The sequence below is a fragment of the Bacillus cereus genome (assembly GCF_002564555.1).
Lineage (GTDB): Bacteria > Bacillota > Bacilli > Bacillales > Bacillaceae_G > Bacillus_A > Bacillus_A cereus_K.
Genome location: NZ_NUVD01000008.1, coordinates 57,394 through 75,814 on the forward strand (window position 1 = coordinate 57,394; position 18,421 = coordinate 75,814).

The following is an 18,421-nucleotide window of genomic DNA, read 5'->3' on the forward strand; positions in this document are numbered from 1 at the left end:
TCCAAACCATATTAAACAAATAGGCTCGACCTTTTCTTCTACCTACATAAAAGAAAAAGCCAGCCCTTTCAACTAGTCTACGGACAATGGACAGATTTTACATGTTGAATATTCACATACATTTTTGCATCACGTGCTTTTAATATTTCAATATGCCCCTCATCAATTTTCGCCATTTTCCCAATTTTATTGGACTCCTCACCTAAATCGAACACCATGATTTTCCCAGCCATTTTAATAAGCTGCTCTTCAAACGTTCTAGCTAACGTAATATTTAACGGATTTACGGGGAGTTCATTTTTATTGAGGGAATAAGGTACTTGGTTTTCTTTATACGGAATTAACCATTTTAAATGCTTTAAAGATATATATACCGTTTTGTAAACTGGGCTATAAAAAACGATATAATCGTTCATTACACTTGTAACGTATCCATGTATCGGAGCACTTCCCGCCACATAAATTTCTGTAAAGATCCCTTTAGAAGTACTTAACACTTTTCTCAAAGAAATTGAAGGGGATTCCCTCTTAATTACAGAATCAACATCTGGTTTTGATATCTCTTCATCATATGGTCTTAAAAACTTATAATATTGTACATGATATAAAGATATATATACGTAGTCTTGTCCATTGTAAAGAACAACGATATCATTTCCTACATCAATTAATACACCTTTAAATCTTTTTTCACCGATTAATTTAACATATATATTTTCTCCAATACTTTTGTTTAACTCGTTCATCGTTATCCTCCTTTCTATGAATTTCTAAAAAATAATCAGGGGCAATGTTCTATCTTAATAGTAAGGAATTCCTTTTCATAATATCGCAATATAATTGTATCGATATAAGAAATCGTTCTTCCCTTCCAATCATAATGCCCCTCTTATTTATCAAACATTATTCTTCTTCATTCTTTTTACATTTAACTACTTGACTCACACTCTTAATATGATAAACAACCACATAAATAACTTCATCACCATTTACTAGTGTTATACATTCATCATGTACTTCACTTAATAAGCCTTCCACACACTCTGGTCCACCACGGTTAATTTTTACCCACTTATACTTCAAGTCACGTAATACATCGACAAAATTATCATCATCAGAGTAGAAACATGAGATATAGCAATCGCCACATTTACTTTCTTTCACTTTCTTAACTAGACTCTTCACATGTTTCAATTGGTAATATACTAATTCTCCATGAGGTAGTTGTAGTGTAAGGTAATCTCTCCCTAACGATACAAGTATTCCCACTCGACTTTCTGGTCCGCGAAGATTCACTTTTACATTCTCACCAACTAAACTTTTAATCTGCTCACAGCATAATACACTCTCCAAGTTTGTATCCTCCTTTCTTATTATCATTATCTTCTTGATTGTCTTTGTGCACGAGCTCGACTTGAATTATTGCTACTTTCATCACTTTTCTCATCGCTCTCTTCGCATACTGGTTCGTTATAACTAACACTTTTAATATGAGCTAGTGCTATTAATACAACTTCTTCTTTTATAATTAACGTTACGTAATCGTAAGAAACGTCTTGTAAAATCCCTTCAACTTTCTCTGGGCCACCACGATTAATTTTTACCCACCGGTATTTGAAGCTTAGAAGTAATTTTTCAAAATCTTCTGCGTAATCATATTCCAACCATCCACTATCCTCTTCCACACAATCTTTCGTATTTTTTGTAACACTTTTCAGATGACGAAGCTGATAGTAATAGTGCTCTCCTTTTTCATTCTTTAATACGAAGTAGTCCGTATATACTGATACTATTGTCCCTTTTTGAGATTCTGGTCCACCTCTGTTTACTCTTACATAAGATCCAATTAAATCTTTCAAAAAATCACAATGAAGTAAACTCACGAGAAAACCCCTTCCATTAATTTATAAGCTTTTGCACTGATAGTATATGTATCTGTACAGGTTACGTTCGCTATGTTTGTCCTAGGTAGAAAAAATATGCTTTTAACATGGTAGACTGCTACCTATCAAAATTTTACGGAACTCTAAGGGCTCTTTAGATTTTTGATAGCTTTAGACAAAAAAATCCCGTATGAAGTTACATTTCTGCATATCTTCATACGGGATTTCCCAAAGTTTAGTCTTCGTCTTTAACATCCATATCTTCTGGAATTGGTTCGTTTAATATTTCTTCCACTAATTGCTTATATTTCTCCATTTGTTCTAAATGTGTATTGAATTGTTCTTTATTTAACAAATATTGCTCTCCATCGAATAGCGCACGAACTTTCTTTTGCTGAATTAACTCTTCAACATACGATTTTGGTAAATTCAAATACTCCGCAGCCTCTTCTACTGTTATATACAATGTGTTCATTCCTTTATTATTTTTTCATATATACTGTATCTTACTTTACTTTATTTTTGTAAACAACTTAAAAAGATTTTGTAAATACCATTTAAAAAGCAGGTAGATGCATTCCATATATTGTATAATAATATAGTAAGTATTTTTTTAAATATATAATGGTATCACCCATTTACACAAAGGAGAGTTAACATTATGGCTACTCGTCACATCATTACAATGTTAGAAAAAACATTACAAGTTGAAACAGAAAACACAATTTCTCATTTAACAGCATCTTTATCTGATCGTATTCTTTCTCAAAGCGCAGCAATACACGAAAACAATTGTTATCATACAATTGGTGAATGGTACAAAAATCATTTCTTATTCCAACAAGATGATTTTCTGTGGGCTAAATATGCTTTCTACGACGCATATTGTGAGGCTATAAAAAAACAAGGTCATCTTACAAAACGCGTCCGTCAAATATTAGAATCATTAGCTCGAAAACATGGCAAACAATACATTGCTTCTATACTAAATATGCCATTTCCTAACGAACGAGCTACAGGAACAGCGTAATTTAATCATGTTCCGCATAAGCGAAGCATAGATTCATTGTTTTCTAGAATGATTTACAAATAAAATGTTCGTGTCATATGAACTGATGAAAACGGTGTCATTAAAATGATTGAAAATATAGTAAACAGGAAAAACCCCACTTACATCTCTCGTCATTCCAATAGAGAAGTAAATGGGGGTATACTTGTTCCTTTATCCAGCTATTTGTGGGCTGATAATCAGCGGGTGATAGCCTCCCACTGATTAAAGTTTCACTTTATTATTTCATCATCTGCTTAATCAATTCGCGATTTCTCTTCTTAAATACTTCATTATGAGAAGAAACCATTCCGTACTCACTTGCATCTGGCTGAATAAATTGTTTCGCTTTATTCACAGCATTTCCAGCATCTTGGAATGCTCCTGCAATTAAGTGCAATTTCCCTTCATGCTTTAAAATATCCCCAGCAGCATATAATCCATCTACAGAAGACTCACTATTTGCATTCCCTGCAATATAAAAATTATCTATAATCGCAACGTCTAACTCACTATTTTCTAATAATGTAATGTCACGTTCATATCCATGATTAATAATCACTTCATCAATAGGTAAATGAGAAACTTCACCTGTCTCATGATTCGTTAATTCTACATATTCAATCGTTTCATGATTATCACCAGCAATTAATTTTGTAATCGATGTATTAAAGAAACACTCCGCTGAGCTGTTCATTAGTTGTTTTACTTGTGCTTCATGACCAGATAATTCTTCTTTTCTATATGTTACATACACTTGTTTCGCGATCGGTTCTAATTCATTTGCCCAATCAACGGCAGAATTTCCTCCGCCGGAAATAATGACTGTTTTACCTTTGAAACGTTTCAAAGATTTAACTGTATAATTTAAATTTGATACTTCAAACCGCTCAGCACCTTCAATTGATAACTTTTGCGGTTTCAATATACCACTGCCAGTTGCAACAATAACAGTTCTTGAAAAATGTTCTTTTCCATCGCTTGTTTTTAACGTAAAAGTGCCATCTTGATTACGAATAATCGATTCTACTTTTGTATTTAATACAACTTCTGGCTTAAATGTTAGTCCTTGCTGTACAAGTTGTTCAATTAATTTATCACCTGTAACTGGCAATAGCCCTCCTACATCCCAAATCATCTTCTCGGGATAAACATGTATTTTTCCACCTAACTGTGGTTGAAATTCTATTATTTTCGTTTTCATCTCTCTAAGTCCACTATAAAAAGCTGAATAAAGCCCTGCAGGCCCTCCGCCTATCACAGTTACATCAAATAATTCTTCTCGATTCATTCGTGCTCACTCCTCAGCTACTAGTTATTGATTATCATTCTCGATAAAATATAACCTGTTTCCGCAAAATTTACAATCAAAATTGCTATTGACAATACATCTATATAAAATTATATTATTTAAAGAATCAATAGTGATAATCATTATCAATTTGCTAATTATTAACAAATTATTGTATACACATACCATTTATTTAAAGGAGACAGACGATGAAAAAGTTATTTATTTCACTAACAGTTCTTTTCGTTCTTGTTATGAGTGCTTGTAGCAATGGCTCTACGGACAAAAAGAACGATGCAAAAGATAGTAAATCAGAAACAATTACATACCAATCTGAAAATGGTAAAGTAGAAGTTCCCGCCAATCCAAAACGCGTTGTTGTATTATCATCATTCGCTGGTAACGTAATGTCATTAGGTGTAAATCTTGTTGGGGTAGATTCATGGTCTAAACAAAATCCGCGCTTTGATAGCAAGCTTAAAGACGTTGCTGAAGTATCAGATGAAAATATTGAAAAGATTGCAGAACTAAATCCAGATTTAATCATTGGTTTAGACAATGTTAAAAATGTTGATAAGTTAAAGAAAATTGCTCCTACCGTAACATACACTTACGGAAAAGTTGATTACTTAACACAACATATTGAAATCGGTAAATTATTAAATAAAGAAAAAGAAGCAAAAACTTGGGTAGATGATTTCAAGAAACGTGCAGATGCAGCTGGTAAAGAAATTAAAGCAAAAATCGGTGAAGATGCAACAGTATCGGTTGTTGAAAACTTCAACAAACAGCTTTATGTTTACGGCGATAACTGGGGCCGTGGAACAGAAATTCTATACCAAGAAATGAAATTAAAAATGCCTGAAAAAGTAAAAGAAAACGCATTAAAAGACGGTTACTACGCATTATCTACTGAGGTATTACCTGAGTTTGCTGGTGATTACTTAATCGTAAGTAAAAACAAAGATACTGATAACTCATTCCAAGAGACAGAATCATATAAAAACATCCCGGCAGTAAAAAATAATCGCGTATATGAAGCAAATATGATGGAATTCTATTTCAATGATCCACTTACATTAGATTTCCAACTAGACTTCTTCAAGAAGAGCTTTCTTGGTCAATAATACAAACATGAGGAATTCTTAATTTAAGAATTCCTCTTCCTTTATTCTATGAAAAGAAAAGATGTGAAACGAATGACAAAAGGTCACGACAATCCACGTTCCACGGCTTTTACATACAAACTAATTTTGAGCATAATGGCATTCTTTCTAATTTTTATGGTGGCAATGGTACTAGGGGCTGCAGATACTTCAATAAAAGATGTATGGTTAGCACTCACTTCCTCTGCTAAAGGAGACAAAATATCCATTATTCGTGAAATCCGTTTACCACGTGAAGTTGCTGCTATTTTTGTAGGGGCTGGACTTGCTGTTTCTGGGGCGATCATGCAAGGATTAACACGAAATCCACTTGCAGACCCTGGCTTACTTGGATTAACTGGCGGAGCGAATGCTGCGCTTGCATTGACACTTGCTTTCAATCCTTCCATAAGCTATCTTTACTTAACATTAGCTTGCTTTATCGGTGCTGCAATTGGCGCCATTATGGTATTTGGAATTGGTATGGTGAAAAAGGGTGGTCTTTCTCCTCTTCGAATTGTATTAGCCGGTGCTGCCGTTTCAGCATTTCTACTCGCAATTTCAGAAGGAATCGGCATTTACTTCAAAATTTCACAAGATGTATCACTTTGGACTGCTGGGGGCGTAATTGGAACAACTTGGAGTCAATTGAAGATTATTATTCCGGTTATTTCAATCAGTATATTTATCGCTATATTACTAGCCAAAAAATTGACAGTCCTTAGTTTCAGTGAAGAAGTTGCCATTGGACTCGGTCAAAAAATTATCTTTATTAAAACGATTTTATTTATCATTATTATCTTGCTTGCCGGCGCTTCTGTAGCACTTGTCGGAAATATGGCATTTATCGGTTTAATGGTACCGCATATGGTACGCCCAATTGTCGGTCCAGATTACCGCTTTGTTATACCGATGTCAGCAATTGCTGGCGCTTCCTTTATGCTGCTTGCAGATACAATTGGACGTACCATTAACGCTCCGTACGAAACGCCAGTTGCAGCTATCGTCGCAATTGTAGGATTACCATTCTTCCTATTCATTGTACGTAAAGGAGGAAGAACATTCTCATGATGCCATCTATTTTAAGAAAACAACGTCTTATCATACTCGCATTACTTATATTAACCGTTGCAACCATTGTAATTGGTATGGGACTCGGTTCAGCATCTTTATCTTATGACCGCCTCCTTCCAACACTAATGGGACAAGGAACTTTTAAAGAGGAATTTGTTTTATACTCTTTAAGATTACCTAGAATTGTCATTACATTATTAGCTGGTATGGCACTCGCTTTATCAGGTGCTATCCTGCAAGGAATTACCCGAAATGATTTAGCTGAACCTGGTATTCTCGGAATAAACTCTGGGGCCGGTGTTGCTGTTGCTATTTTCTTTTTATACTTCCCAATAGACGTAGGTTCGTTTCTTTACTTACTGCCAGTCGTTGGATTTATCGGTGCTTTCCTTACAGCCGTTCTAATTTACGTCTTCTCATATAGCAAATCAACAGGACTTCAGCCAATACGATTAACATTAACCGGTATCGGTTTTTCATTTGCATTATCTGGAGCGATGATTGTACTCATTTCATCTGCGGATCGTATGAAAGTGGACTTTATTGCAAAATGGATAGCTGGAAACATTTGGGGCGATGACTGGACATTTGTTTTAGCAATGCTTCCATGGCTAATCGTATTAATCCCATTTGTCTTCTACAAAGCAAATCGATTAAACATTCTAGCATTAAACGAACCGGTCGCAATCGGCGTTGGAATTGAAATTGAAAAAGAACGCAGATACTTATTGATTGCAGCCGTTGCACTTGCTGCTGCAGCTGTTTCCGTAACAGGAGGAATTAGCTTTATTGGGCTGATGGCTCCTCACATCGCAAAATCTTTAGTAGGTCCAAGACATCAAATCTTCATGCCAATCGCCGTTTTAATAGGCGGATGGTTATTACTACTGGCAGACACAATTGGACGGAATATCGTTGAACCTAGCGGTATTCCAGCAGGTATTGTCGTTGCTTTAATTGGTGCACCTTACTTTATGTATTTGTTGCTTAAGAAAGCGTAAAAACATCCTCACTTGTGAGGATGTTTTTTCCTTTCGTTTCCTTCTCCTAATCCTCTATTCACCATTCATATTTCCTTACCTCAATACAATTCCTAAACAAAATATTTTTGATTATAAACTCTATTAATGTTATATTATTACATATAATTATTACATTTTAAGGAGTATCATATAATGAAAGCTATTTCTATTATTCTTATCTTAATTGGAGTTCTCGGCATCTTTATGGGTGGAATGATGTTCGGAGATATCGGTATTGCTGCAATTATTGGCTCATTAGCAGCATTATTTTCAGGAATCGGTTTTTGGAAATTGGATTCGCAACTCAAAAATATATCTAAATAATAAAAATCCTAAAATGGCCGTGAAAGAATATATATTCTTTCACGGCCATTTTAATACACATTGAATAACATTTCCGTTAGATTTCTACTGCTGCCCATACCCTTCAAACTTCTTCGCCAAATTCTCCATCTCATCTTCTGGCAATAGCTTCGGTTCTCCGACGCTTTTCGTTTGATAATAAATTTGCGCACAGAACTCAATTTCTTCCGCAACAGTAAACGCCATTTTTATATTATTTGCACCAGCAATTAAACCGTGATTGGCAAGTAACACAGCACGGCGATCCATCATACCTTCAAAAGCAGCTTCTGCTAATTGCTTCGTACCAAATGTTTCATACGGCGCACAGCGAACATTCGGACCTGCAAAGGCAATTAAATACGATACCGCAGGAAGTTCCCATCCTAGTGATGCAATTGTCTTCGCATAAGGAGAATGTGTGTGTACAAGCGCATTTATGTCTTCACGCTTTCGATAATAAATAAGGTGCATATCTAGTTCACTTGATGGCTTTCTCGCTCCTTCTACCACTTCACCATCTAAGTTTAATACGACTACATCTTCAGGCTTTGTTTCATAATACTCTAAACCACTTGGACTAATTGCAACAAGTCCTTGTTCACGATTAAAGATACTAATATTACCGCCAGTCCCCTTTGTTAAACCGCTAGAAATCATTTTCTTTCCGTATGCTACAATTTCTTCTCTTTCTTTTTGTAATAACATATACATCCCCCTAAGTATGAAGCTTATGATGACTGGCTTTTTATCTATCTACTTATTGAAATAGCTTTTTTAAATTCTCCGTAAACGGTGCTTTCACAATTCCTTTTTCCGTAATAATCGCTGTTACATTTTCATGTGGCGTCACATCAAATGCCGGATTATATACTTTACTTTCTTTCGGAGCCGAATATTGTCCGAAACGATTAATCACCTCAGAAGCATCTCTTTCTTCGATTGGAATTTCTTTTCCTGTCAGTGTTTTCAAATCAATTGTTGGTGTTGGTGCCGCTACATAAAACGGAATGTTGTAGTATTTAGCTAAAATAGATACGCCTAATGTTCCAATTTTATTTGCTACATCACCGTTTGCTGCCACACGATCACATCCAACGATTACCGCATCAATTTTCCCTTGCGACATGACCATAGCTGCCATATTATCTGTAATGACCGTTACATCAATTCCCGCTCGCTGCAGTTCTAATGCTGTTAACGTTGAACCTTGTAATCTAGGGCGTGTTTCATCCGAATAGATTTTTAAGTCCCATCCTTTTTCTTTCGCTAAGTACATTGGAGCTGTCGCAGTACCATACTTAGTCGTTGCTAAAGCACCTGCATTACAATGCGTTAATACTCCCATTCCATCTTGGAATAGTGTTAATGCATGTTCTCCAATTTGACGGTTAATTTCTTCATCTTCTCTATGAATCTCTTTTGCTTCTTCTAATAATCTATCTTTCAACTGCGAGATTGATAGGTGCGCATTCTCTTCCGCTATACTTTCCATTCTTTCAAGCGCCCAAAATAGGTTTACTGCCGTCGGTCTTGATGTCGCTAAGTATGCACATACTTTTTTTACTTCAGCCATAAAACTTTCTACCGTACTTTCAGCAAATTCCTTTACCCCTAAATACACACCGTAGGCTGCTGAAACACCTATTGCCGGTGCTCCTCGTACTTTCATTACTTGAATTGCATCCCAAACACCCTCAGCCGTTTTAAAAGACTCATAGACTACTTCGTTCGGTAATACTGTTTGATCTAATAACACTAAAGCATCATCTTTCCACTGAATGGGTATTAATTGTTCTGCCATCATCTTCTCCCCTTACTTCGCACTATGCATTTGTTGTTTTAACGTTTCTACAAAACTGCTACCTGTTTTATATTGACTCGCTTGTAAAATAAATTTCTTCGCGGCCTGAAGACAAATTCGCTCCGCTCTAGCACGTGCTTCATCATCCTCAATACAAGTAATATCCTTTACTTTCGCTAATCCAACAATACGACGAATTAACTCAAGACCTGTCACTGCAGCTGTATCCTCTAATACAGATTGTAAATAAACTTCGTTAAAGCCTTCTTCCTTCGCCATAATCTCTGTCACATGAATATACCAAACATCTAAGAACTTCTTCTTAAATAAATCAATTACCTCTATCATTGTAGTTTGTAGCCAATCCATATACGTATCTTTCTCAGCTCCAGGCGGCATCGTTGCATCTGCATTCACCCAAGCGAACATTAAATTCGCCATTACATTCCCAACGTCATATCCCATCGGTCCATAAAAAGCAAACTCAGGATCAATAACCTTTGTAGAATCACTTTTCACAAAAACAGAACCGGTATGTAAATCACCGTGAATAAGCGCCTGCGCATTCGTCATAAAAGAAAATTTAAGTTTCGCTACTTCCATACGAAGCTCTTTGTCACTATAAATATGCTCTCTAATCCATCCTTCATTAAATTGAAACAATTCATTGCGCTTATTATGGTTTGTAAATGGCTCTGAATATACGAGATCCTCTGTAATCTCACATAACTCAGGATTTATATAACTCTTCACAAGTTCCTTCTTCTCTTTATGATTCATTACAACATCCGATGTTAATAGAAGAGTATTTACCATAAAAGTAGTTAAATCATCCGCCAGATTTGGAAACATTTGATGATTTATAAGTGCTGTACGTAATATTGTATGATCTGATAAATCTTCCATCACGCAGCAATTCATTACATTATCAAACAAATATACATCTGGTACAAGTTCAGGTGCTAACTCTCCCTCTAATCGTAAAACATCTGATTCTATACGAATTCGATTCGTGGACAACTTAAACTCATCTGAAATACGTGCTGTATCCCCAGCTTGCTTTACAATGACAGAAATGTTCTTCTGTTCATCCCAAACACGGAATACATAATTTAAATTACCATCACCTATTTCTTTGCACTGTAACCCCTTTGCATCCTCAAACTTAGATAATTTCTCTTTCACATATGCAATCACATCTGTAGCTTCCATTAAAAAATACTTCGTGAACTTAGACATGGTTTCCCCTCCACACTAATTGTAGGCGTTTTCTAAAAGCTATAAAAAAATAATAGGTTGAATTTTTTCATCCTATATTATGTATTCTTCTTTTTAAAAGATATATCTAGGTTTTATTATATCTTGTTAGCACTTTGAGTCAACGTTTCTAATTATCATTGCACTATACTTCCTGATTATATATTTGAGATGACAAAAATTGTTCACAAAGATTCCGATTCATTTTATTTTATTTATCACACAATTCTTTGTAAAATAGAAATAAGCAGTTCCTTTTCAAAACTACAACTTCTAAGAAATATTTCCTTCCTAAGAATTTATACTTACACCATATCTCTAACATACACACTACCGTTTCAAACACTCATTGAAAATTTATGACATAAAAATTACCTTTTTATTCCCTAACCACCTTAATTGAGAATAAATATTAATTAAATTGGTATAAAGTTGGTTTATTCTCTTGACAAAATAACCACTTCTATATGATAATTAATATCGAATTAGAATTATTATAGTTAATTAAAAAATATATTTTATGAGCACACTATTTTTTGATGCTCAAAACCAACATTTAGGAGGAATTTTAATATGTTATTAATCGGCACAGAAGTAAAACCGTTTAAAGCTAATGCTTACCATAATGGAGAATTTATCCAAGTTACTGACGAAAGTTTAAAAGGAAAATGGAGCGTAGTTTGTTTCTACCCAGCAGACTTCACATTCGTTTGCCCAACTGAACTTGAAGACTTACAAAACCAATATGCAACTCTAAAAGAGTTAGGCGTTGAAGTATACTCTGTATCTACAGACACTCACTTCACTCACAAAGCATGGCATGATAGCTCAGAAACTATCGGCAAAATCGAATACATTATGATTGGTGACCCAACTCGCACAATCACTACAAACTTCAACGTTTTAATGGAAGAAGAAGGTCTTGCTGCTCGTGGTACATTCATCATCGATCCAGACGGTGTTATCCAATCTATGGAAATCAATGCTGACGGTATCGGCCGTGACGCAAGCATTCTTGTTAACAAAATTAAAGCAGCTCAATACGTACGTAACAACCCAGGTGAAGTTTGCCCAGCTAAATGGCAAGAGGGTTCTGCAACACTTAAACCAAGCCTTGACCTTGTAGGCAAAATCTAAGGAGTTCGATCAAAATGATACTAGATGCAGATATAAAAACACAACTATCCCAATACCTTCAGTTAATGGAGAACCATATTTTACTTAAAGTAAGCGCAGGAGACGATAACGTATCTAAAGATATGTTATCTCTAGTAGACGAATTAGCTACTATGTCATCTAAGATTACAGTAGAAAAAGTTGAATTAGAGAGAACACCAAGCTTTAGCGTAAATCGCCCTGGTGAAGACACTGGCGTTGTATTCGCTGGTATTCCATTAGGACACGAATTTACTTCATTAGTGTTAGCTTTACTACAAGTAAGTGGACGCGCTCCAAAAGTTGAACAAAAATTAATCGATCAAATTAAAAACATTCAAGGCGAATATCATTTTGAATCTTATATCAGCCTAAGTTGTCATAACTGTCCTGATGTTGTACAAGCTCTTAACGTAATGAGCGTTCTAAACTCTGGTATTACACATACTATGATTGATGGCGCTGCATTCAAAGAGGAAGTAGAAAGCAAAGACATCATGGCAGTACCAACAGTTTTCCTAAATGGCGAATCTTTCGGAAGCGGTCGTATGACACTTGAAGAAATTTTAGCTAAAATGGGTAACGGTCCAGATGCATCAGAGCTTTCTGATAAAGATCCATACGATGTTCTTGTTGTTGGTGGCGGCCCTGCTGGTGCAAGTGCAGCAATTTATGCAGCACGTAAAGGCATCCGCACTGGTATCGTTGCTGAGCGCTTCGGTGGTCAAGTAATGGATACTATGGGCATTGAGAACTTCATCAGCGTAAAACGCACTGAAGGTCCTAAGCTAGTAGCAAGTCTTGAAGAGCACGTAAAAGAGTACGACATCGATGTAATGAATCTACAACGTGCGAAACGTTTAGAGAAAAAAGAACTTATTGAAGTGGAACTTGAAAACGGCGCTATTCTGAAAAGTAAGAGCGTAATCGTTTCTACAGGTGCTCGCTGGCGTAACGTTGGCGTACCAGGTGAAGCTGAGTTCAAAAACAAAGGTGTAGCATACTGCCCACACTGTGACGGTCCATTATTCACTGGAAAAGACGTAGCAGTTATCGGCGGAGGTAACTCTGGTATTGAAGCAGCTATCGACTTAGCTGGTATCGTTAAGCACGTAACTGTTCTTGAATTCATGCCAGAATTAAAAGCTGATGCTGTATTACAAGAGCGTCTTAACAGCTTACCTAACGTAACTGTTCTGAAAAACGTTCAAACGAAAGAAATCACTGGTACTGACAAAGTAAACGGTATTTCTTACATCGATCGTGAAACTGAAGAAGTTCATCACGTTGAATTACAAGGTGTATTCGTTCAAATCGGTCTTGTACCAAACACAGACTGGTTAGGCGAAACTGTTGAACGCGCTCGCGGTGAAATCGTAACAGATAAGCACGGAGCTACAAACGTACCAGGAGTGTTTGCTGCAGGCGACTGTACAAATAATCCGTACAAACAAATCATCATCTCTATGGGTTCAGGTGCAAACGCAGCTTTAGGTGCATTTGATTACTTAATCCGTAACTAATTATAAAAAAGCAGGTGCCTTAGCACCTGCTTTTTTATAATCCTAACGTATAAACTAAGAACCTCTCATTCCCATTCTTCTCATAAGCACCTGGCAATCTAACTTCTCTCTTCAACTCAAATGCAGTTTGATTCTCCAAGAAGAAAATATAATCTTCAGAAGGGTAGTATAAAATAATATCCACTTCTCTCTCCGCTTCTTCTACCGAACGTAAAATATTATTAACTACGTTCATAAACACTTGTATAGAAAATGGATTAAAGAAATAAAACCGGTTATCACGTGGATCAATCTCATATTCCTGTGCTAAACAACACTCAAATTGAATTTTATCCTTACTGTTTCTTACCTTGCGTGCATAGCGCTCACGGTTTTCCATTGCCTCTTTATAAAACTCTTCATTCATTTCAATTCCAACTGCTGAAGCACCGCACTTATGATGCATGTAAAAGTTTAATCGTCCTTTCCCGCATCCGAAATCTACAATTCGATCGCCACTTTTAATTTCGTATTGATTCAATAACTCATCCAATCCGCTATACGGCGTCGGTTCATAACGGTGGTAATGCATAGACTTATTAAACCCTTTTTGCTCGCCGACTGTTTTTATATGTAAAACTGCATCGTAATATTGTTCGTTCATTAATTTTCTCCTATTAAGAAATGGTACTTATTATTATACACCATGTACTGAATGCCCATTTCTTGTGGAATTAATTGATACGTGAAATGATATCGACTTAACGATAAATCACAACAAAAAAACAGGAGCTCTCTAGCCCCTGTCCTCTATTACTTTCAATACTGTTTGCTTCAATATCTCTACCCCATCCATAATACAACTATGATCAAACTTCATATACGGATGGTGTAATCCTGGTTGTAGGTTTGCCCCTAGTCCAAGCATGACCGCTTTTAAATGCGGTCTCTTCACTGTGTAATAATGGAAATCATCACTTCCTGTCGTGTAAAGCGGTCCTGTACATCCCTCTTCTCCATACACTTCAAGAATCCCTTTACGCATATAACGCTCCGCCTCTTCTGACACCTCTGCTCCTGGAGCGAGATCAATCCACTCATAAGAAAGCCTAGATCCCATTGATTCAGCTGACTTAATTACTTGTTCTATTTTTTGCTTTAATTCATCTAGTAATATGTTATTTTCTGCTCTTACATCTAAACTAAAATGCCCGTTACCTGGAATAATGTTTAGATTATCGCCACCAGCTTGGCATCTCGTCATCTTAACAGAATACGACGTCTGCGGCGGTAGCCATATATTTTTCAATCCAATATTGATCATCGAGATGACATCAATTGCATTTATCCCTTGATGTGGGCGTGCCCCATGTGCATCATCTCCGTGAATCATCCCCTCTAAAAATCCTGCTGCTCCGTGACGAATAGATGGGGCTGCTTGTTTCAATGATAATTCTTCAATCGGCCTTAAATGAACTCCGAATAGGAAATCTGCATCATCTACAGCACCTTTCTCTACCATCTTTAAGGAACCATTCCCTTTTTCTTCTGCTGGCTGAAAAATAAATCTAACTGTACCGCTTTTCCATCTCATATTTTTCAATTGTAAAATAAGTCCCATTACAATAGTCATATGAGCATCATGACCACACGAATGGTTCGCTTTAAACTCTCCATTTACCTCTTGCCATAGTGCATCCATATCAGCACGAATTGCGATAACTGGATTCCCACTTCCGATTTCAGCAATCACGCCCGGGCAATCATCAAATGTTTTATATGAAATTCCTTCCTCTTTCAAAAAGTCAGTAATATACGCTGTCGTTTCATACTCTTTCCAACTCACTTCTGGGTTTTCATGTAAATGCTGAAAAATTTCCGTTAAACGCTCTTGTAGTTCTAATGTTTTCAAAGCTTCATTCTCCTTCCCAAATTACAAACCATTCAGGTTAATTATACTTATGAAAAACAGATGTTTTTATGAACATATTGAATTTTAAGAAAAAAGTCAATTATTTATTTTAAAACACTTTAAAAGCTGATTCTGTATCTATATTGAAATTAAACGAACAACTAGAAGATTCCTTATTTTCTGTTTTTTAATTGACGCTTACACACCTTTTTAGTTATTATAACTTAATAAACGTCTATTTTACGACAATTCTAAAAATACAAACAAACATACGTAACAAGGAGGAGTTTTATGAAAAAAGAAATACCTTTTGGAATAGCGATTATCCCTATTATCATTACCGTTGCAGTTATGATGGTTACAATTGTTGTATTAAAACAAAGTCCTCACGTTCCACTTATTATTGGTACAACCGTCGCTTCTATTGTCGCTTGGCGTTATGGTTACAAATGGAATGATATTGAAGAGGCAATGTATAAAGGGATTCGTCTTGCATTACCTGCTATTGTCATTATTATTCTTGTTGGCTTAACAATCGGTGCTTGGATTGGCGGTGGAATCGTCGCTACAATGATTTTTTACGGTTTAAAACTTTTAACTCCATCACTATTTTTAGTATCCATTACCGTTATCTGTTCGATCGTTGCATTAGCAATTGGTAGCTCATGGTCTACAATGGGAACAATTGGTGTTGCCGGAATGGGCATTGGCCTAAGTATGGGAATCCCAGCTCCGATGGTTGCTGGTGCCATTATTTCAGGCTCTTATTTTGGCGATAAAATGTCACCGCTTTCAGACACGACTAACTTAGCCGCAGGGTTAACAAATACAGATTTATTCACACATATTCGTCATATGTTATTTACTACAGTTCCAGGTTTAATTATTACTCTTATCGTCTATGCTTTCTTAGGAAGAAACTTTGGCGCTAACAATATTGATGCGAAAAGCATCGATCAAACGTTACAAGTATTGCAACAAAACTTTGTTATTTCACCTTTCCTATTAATTATACCCGTAATCGTTATGGTATTGGTCGCTAAAAAAGTACCAGCTATACCAGCTATTCTCGCAGGTATTATTTTAGGATTTCTATCACAAGTCTTTATTCAAGGTGGTTCTGTCTCAGCATCTGTCGGTGCACTCCAAAATGGATTTGTCATAGACACTGGAAACAAGCTAGTAGACGAACTATTTAACCGCGGTGGCTTAGATTCGATGATGAACACAGTTTCTATGACAATTGTCGCTATGACTTTCGGTGGAGTGTTAGAACACACCGGCATCCTTCGCGCAATTGTAAATCAAATTTTAAAATTAGCGACATCATCAAAAGGGCTTATCGCTTCTACTATTGCTTCATGTTTTGCAACAAACCTTACTTGCTCTGAACAATATATTTCAATTGTTGTCCCTTCCAGAATGTATGCAAATGCATACACTGAAAAAGGACTACATTCTAAAAATTTATCCAGAGCGTTAGAAGATGGCGGAACATTAACTTCTGTCTTCGTTCCTTGGAATACGTGTGGTGTATTCATTCTAGCAACGCTTGGCGTAAGTGCATTTGAATATGCTCCTTATGCTATCTTGAATTTCATCGTACCTATTATCTCAATCATTTACGGCATAACTGGCTTCACAATTGTAAAACTATCAGACATTGAAAAAGCAGAACTACTAAAGAAACAAAAAGCTCAACTAGAAGCTTAAAAATAGCGGTAAATTCAGTTCATACATTGCGCGAGGACGCCCTTGTTGATAGGGCATTTCCTCGCCGCAAATATGAGCATACTCGTAATCAACTAATTTCTTTAACAACCTTTCTGTTGATCGGCGCGTCACTTGTAAGTACTCAGAAAGGTCAGCCGCTGTGAATTTCAATGATGGATGTGATTGACTAAACTGAATAATTTTTGACAAGTTGGCTGGACTAAGCTTCGTTTCCTTCGCTATTTTAACGAGTTCAGGATGATCATTTCTCAAACTTTGTACTCTCTGGTCTTTTGGGAACGGACCAAATAATTCTTTATCACTCGTTAGTATATAAAAACAACGGTCTATTGGATTATTTTTTGCGAAGCCTTGAGCGATTTTTGCATTTTGCTCCGCTTCTTTCACGGTTTTTCCGTAACCAAATCCAATAGCTATCCTGCCTTCTATACTCGTAAATACATTATCTATCATATTTGTTTTTATAATCGATTCGATATCACCGCGAGTTGTATACAAAATGAACGTCATGTCATCCACTTGTTTGAATGAACCACGTAATTCTTTTGAAATAACATCTAATTGTTCAATTAAACTCTTACGTAGTTCTAAAGAAGAAATCATACAAGCACCAACAGTAGCTGAATGGCTTTTTGCTAACTCAGCTTTTATTTTTGCATCTTTTAGCCCTTGTATAATGGATTGTGTCGGATCTATCATACGCTCTGAAGGAATACCTATTTTTTGAAGTTCATCGTAGACAGCATGAATACTAGTTAGAGCTAAATCAGCCTCTCCGGCTTGATATTTATCTACATGAAAATCGATGATTCTACTTATTTCATCTTTACTCCATAACATATTTTCATAATCCAACACTTGTGGATTTTCTTTTATACCGATATCGTGGAATACATTTGTAATAAATGAACGATCTACTAAATCAATTGAAATTTTATGTGGTTGAATCCCTTGATGATATATGATAGAAAGTAGTGAAGAGGCAATAGTTGTCTCACCTTGTTGTAAGTACGTACTTGGAATTCGTAATTGTTCTCTTATTTCTTTTGCCATATAATAAGGTAAAGCACCTGAGAAAAAGATGGCATCACAAGGCTTTAAACGCTTTAATAGTTCAGAAGATTCTGCCGGATGAAGGTAAATATATGGATCAATTTCTATTTCTTCTAGCTTATGCGCAATAGGTAAAAGATTCTTTATAAACTCTTTTGAACCGACAACTGCAATTTTTATCATCATTTTCTCTAACTCC

Annotated in this window: 19 protein-coding genes; 8 read left to right on the forward strand and 11 right to left on the reverse strand. The window is 36.0% G+C overall.

Features of this window, described 5'->3' with window-relative positions; genetic code table 11:
- Positions 1–77 precede the first annotated feature (77 nt).
- From COI75_RS03610 to COI75_RS03625, 4 genes are all read right to left on the reverse strand, one after another.
- Positions 78–746, reverse strand: coding sequence for a hypothetical protein (locus COI75_RS03610; RefSeq protein ID WP_001004277.1), 669 nt, complete (start codon positions 744–746; stop codon positions 78–80).
- 157 nt (positions 747–903) lie between these two features.
- On the reverse strand, positions 904–1,353 hold the full coding sequence (locus COI75_RS03615) for a hypothetical protein (RefSeq protein ID WP_000446706.1): 450 nt from the start codon (positions 1,351–1,353) through the stop codon (positions 904–906).
- 26 nt (positions 1,354–1,379) lie between these two features.
- Positions 1,380–1,883 (reverse strand): hypothetical protein, encoded by a 504-nt coding sequence (locus tag COI75_RS03620; protein ID WP_000054593.1) that lies wholly within the window; start codon positions 1,881–1,883, stop codon positions 1,380–1,382.
- A gap of 235 nt (positions 1,884–2,118) precedes the next feature.
- Complete coding sequence (locus COI75_RS03625) at positions 2,119–2,358, reverse strand: helix-turn-helix domain-containing protein (RefSeq protein ID WP_080013301.1); 240 nt, start codon at positions 2,356–2,358, stop codon at positions 2,119–2,121.
- A gap of 186 nt (positions 2,359–2,544) precedes the next feature.
- On the opposite strand from COI75_RS03625, the gene COI75_RS03630 reads away from it, so the two are divergent.
- On the forward strand, positions 2,545–2,913 hold the full coding sequence (locus COI75_RS03630) for a hypothetical protein (RefSeq protein ID WP_000235478.1): 369 nt from the start codon (positions 2,545–2,547) through the stop codon (positions 2,911–2,913).
- A gap of 259 nt (positions 2,914–3,172) precedes the next feature.
- Here the strand turns inward: COI75_RS03630 and COI75_RS03640 are convergent, their stop codons facing one another.
- The gene (locus COI75_RS03640) at positions 3,173–4,222 is read right to left on the reverse strand and encodes an NAD(P)/FAD-dependent oxidoreductase (protein ID WP_001078290.1); all 1,050 of its coding nucleotides are present in this window, start codon (positions 4,220–4,222) and stop codon (positions 3,173–3,175) included.
- A gap of 209 nt (positions 4,223–4,431) precedes the next feature.
- On the opposite strand from COI75_RS03640, the gene COI75_RS03645 reads away from it, so the two are divergent.
- The 4 genes from COI75_RS03645 (at position 4,432) to COI75_RS26765 (ending at position 7,787) form a co-directional block, all read left to right on the forward strand.
- Positions 4,432–5,349: an iron-hydroxamate ABC transporter substrate-binding protein gene (locus COI75_RS03645; protein WP_000732560.1), complete on the forward strand. Its 918-nt coding sequence runs from the start codon at positions 4,432–4,434 to the stop codon at positions 5,347–5,349.
- Between the two features lie 48 nt (positions 5,350–5,397).
- Positions 5,398–6,438, forward strand: coding sequence for a FecCD family ABC transporter permease (locus COI75_RS03650; RefSeq protein ID WP_000823051.1), 1,041 nt, complete (start codon positions 5,398–5,400; stop codon positions 6,436–6,438).
- Entirely contained in the window at positions 6,435–7,442 is a 1,008-nt protein-coding gene (locus COI75_RS03655; protein WP_000982881.1) for a FecCD family ABC transporter permease, read from the forward strand. The genes COI75_RS03650 and COI75_RS03655 overlap by 4 nt, the downstream gene beginning before the upstream one ends.
- A gap of 174 nt (positions 7,443–7,616) precedes the next feature.
- Positions 7,617–7,787, forward strand: a complete 171-nt coding sequence (locus COI75_RS26765) for a hypothetical protein (protein WP_000644467.1) — start codon at positions 7,617–7,619, stop codon at positions 7,785–7,787.
- An 84-nt stretch (positions 7,788–7,871) separates the two neighbouring features.
- On the opposite strand, the gene COI75_RS03660 is transcribed toward COI75_RS26765, so the two are convergent.
- The 3 genes from COI75_RS03660 to mtnK are packed head-to-tail and all read right to left on the reverse strand — an operon-like array spanning position 7,872 to position 10,848.
- Entirely contained in the window at positions 7,872–8,513 is a 642-nt protein-coding gene (locus tag COI75_RS03660) for an L-fuculose-phosphate aldolase (RefSeq protein ID WP_000926567.1), read from the reverse strand.
- Between the two features lie 52 nt (positions 8,514–8,565).
- Positions 8,566–9,609 carry an S-methyl-5-thioribose-1-phosphate isomerase gene (gene mtnA / locus COI75_RS03665; RefSeq protein WP_000840488.1) on the reverse strand — a complete coding sequence of 348 codons (1,044 nt, stop codon included), beginning with the start codon at positions 9,607–9,609 and terminating at the stop codon, positions 8,566–8,568.
- 12 nt (positions 9,610–9,621) lie between these two features.
- Positions 9,622–10,848: an S-methyl-5-thioribose kinase gene (mtnK, locus tag COI75_RS03670; protein ID WP_000033264.1), complete on the reverse strand. Its 1,227-nt coding sequence runs from the start codon at positions 10,846–10,848 to the stop codon at positions 9,622–9,624.
- A 591-nt stretch (positions 10,849–11,439) separates the two neighbouring features.
- On the opposite strand from mtnK, the gene ahpC reads away from it, so the two are divergent.
- Both ahpC and ahpF read left to right on the forward strand, forming a co-directional pair.
- Positions 11,440–12,003, forward strand: coding sequence for an alkyl hydroperoxide reductase subunit C (gene ahpC / locus COI75_RS03675; RefSeq protein ID WP_000924422.1), 564 nt, complete (start codon positions 11,440–11,442; stop codon positions 12,001–12,003).
- Positions 12,004–12,017: 14 nt separating this feature from the next.
- A complete protein-coding gene (ahpF, locus tag COI75_RS03680; RefSeq protein WP_000599522.1) occupies positions 12,018–13,544 on the forward strand; it encodes an alkyl hydroperoxide reductase subunit F in 1,527 nt (508 codons plus the stop codon).
- A gap of 34 nt (positions 13,545–13,578) precedes the next feature.
- Here the strand turns inward: ahpF and COI75_RS03685 are convergent, their stop codons facing one another.
- Together COI75_RS03685 and COI75_RS03690 are read right to left on the reverse strand one after the other, a co-directional pair.
- Complete coding sequence (locus COI75_RS03685; RefSeq protein ID WP_001005609.1) at positions 13,579–14,187, reverse strand: SAM-dependent methyltransferase; 609 nt, start codon at positions 14,185–14,187, stop codon at positions 13,579–13,581.
- Between the two features lie 132 nt (positions 14,188–14,319).
- The gene (locus COI75_RS03690; protein WP_000853505.1) at positions 14,320–15,435 is read right to left on the reverse strand and encodes a M20 peptidase aminoacylase family protein; all 1,116 of its coding nucleotides are present in this window, start codon (positions 15,433–15,435) and stop codon (positions 14,320–14,322) included.
- Between the two features lie 291 nt (positions 15,436–15,726).
- Between COI75_RS03690 and nhaC the strand changes: the two genes are divergently transcribed.
- A complete protein-coding gene (gene nhaC, locus COI75_RS03695; RefSeq protein WP_000711505.1) occupies positions 15,727–17,148 on the forward strand; it encodes a Na+/H+ antiporter NhaC in 1,422 nt (473 codons plus the stop codon).
- Here nhaC and COI75_RS03700 read toward each other — a convergent pair.
- Positions 17,137–18,408 carry a hypothetical protein gene (locus COI75_RS03700; protein ID WP_000972795.1) on the reverse strand — a complete coding sequence of 424 codons (1,272 nt, stop codon included), beginning with the start codon at positions 18,406–18,408 and terminating at the stop codon, positions 17,137–17,139. The genes nhaC and COI75_RS03700 overlap by 12 nt on opposite strands.
- Between the last annotated feature and the right edge of the window lie 13 nt (positions 18,409–18,421).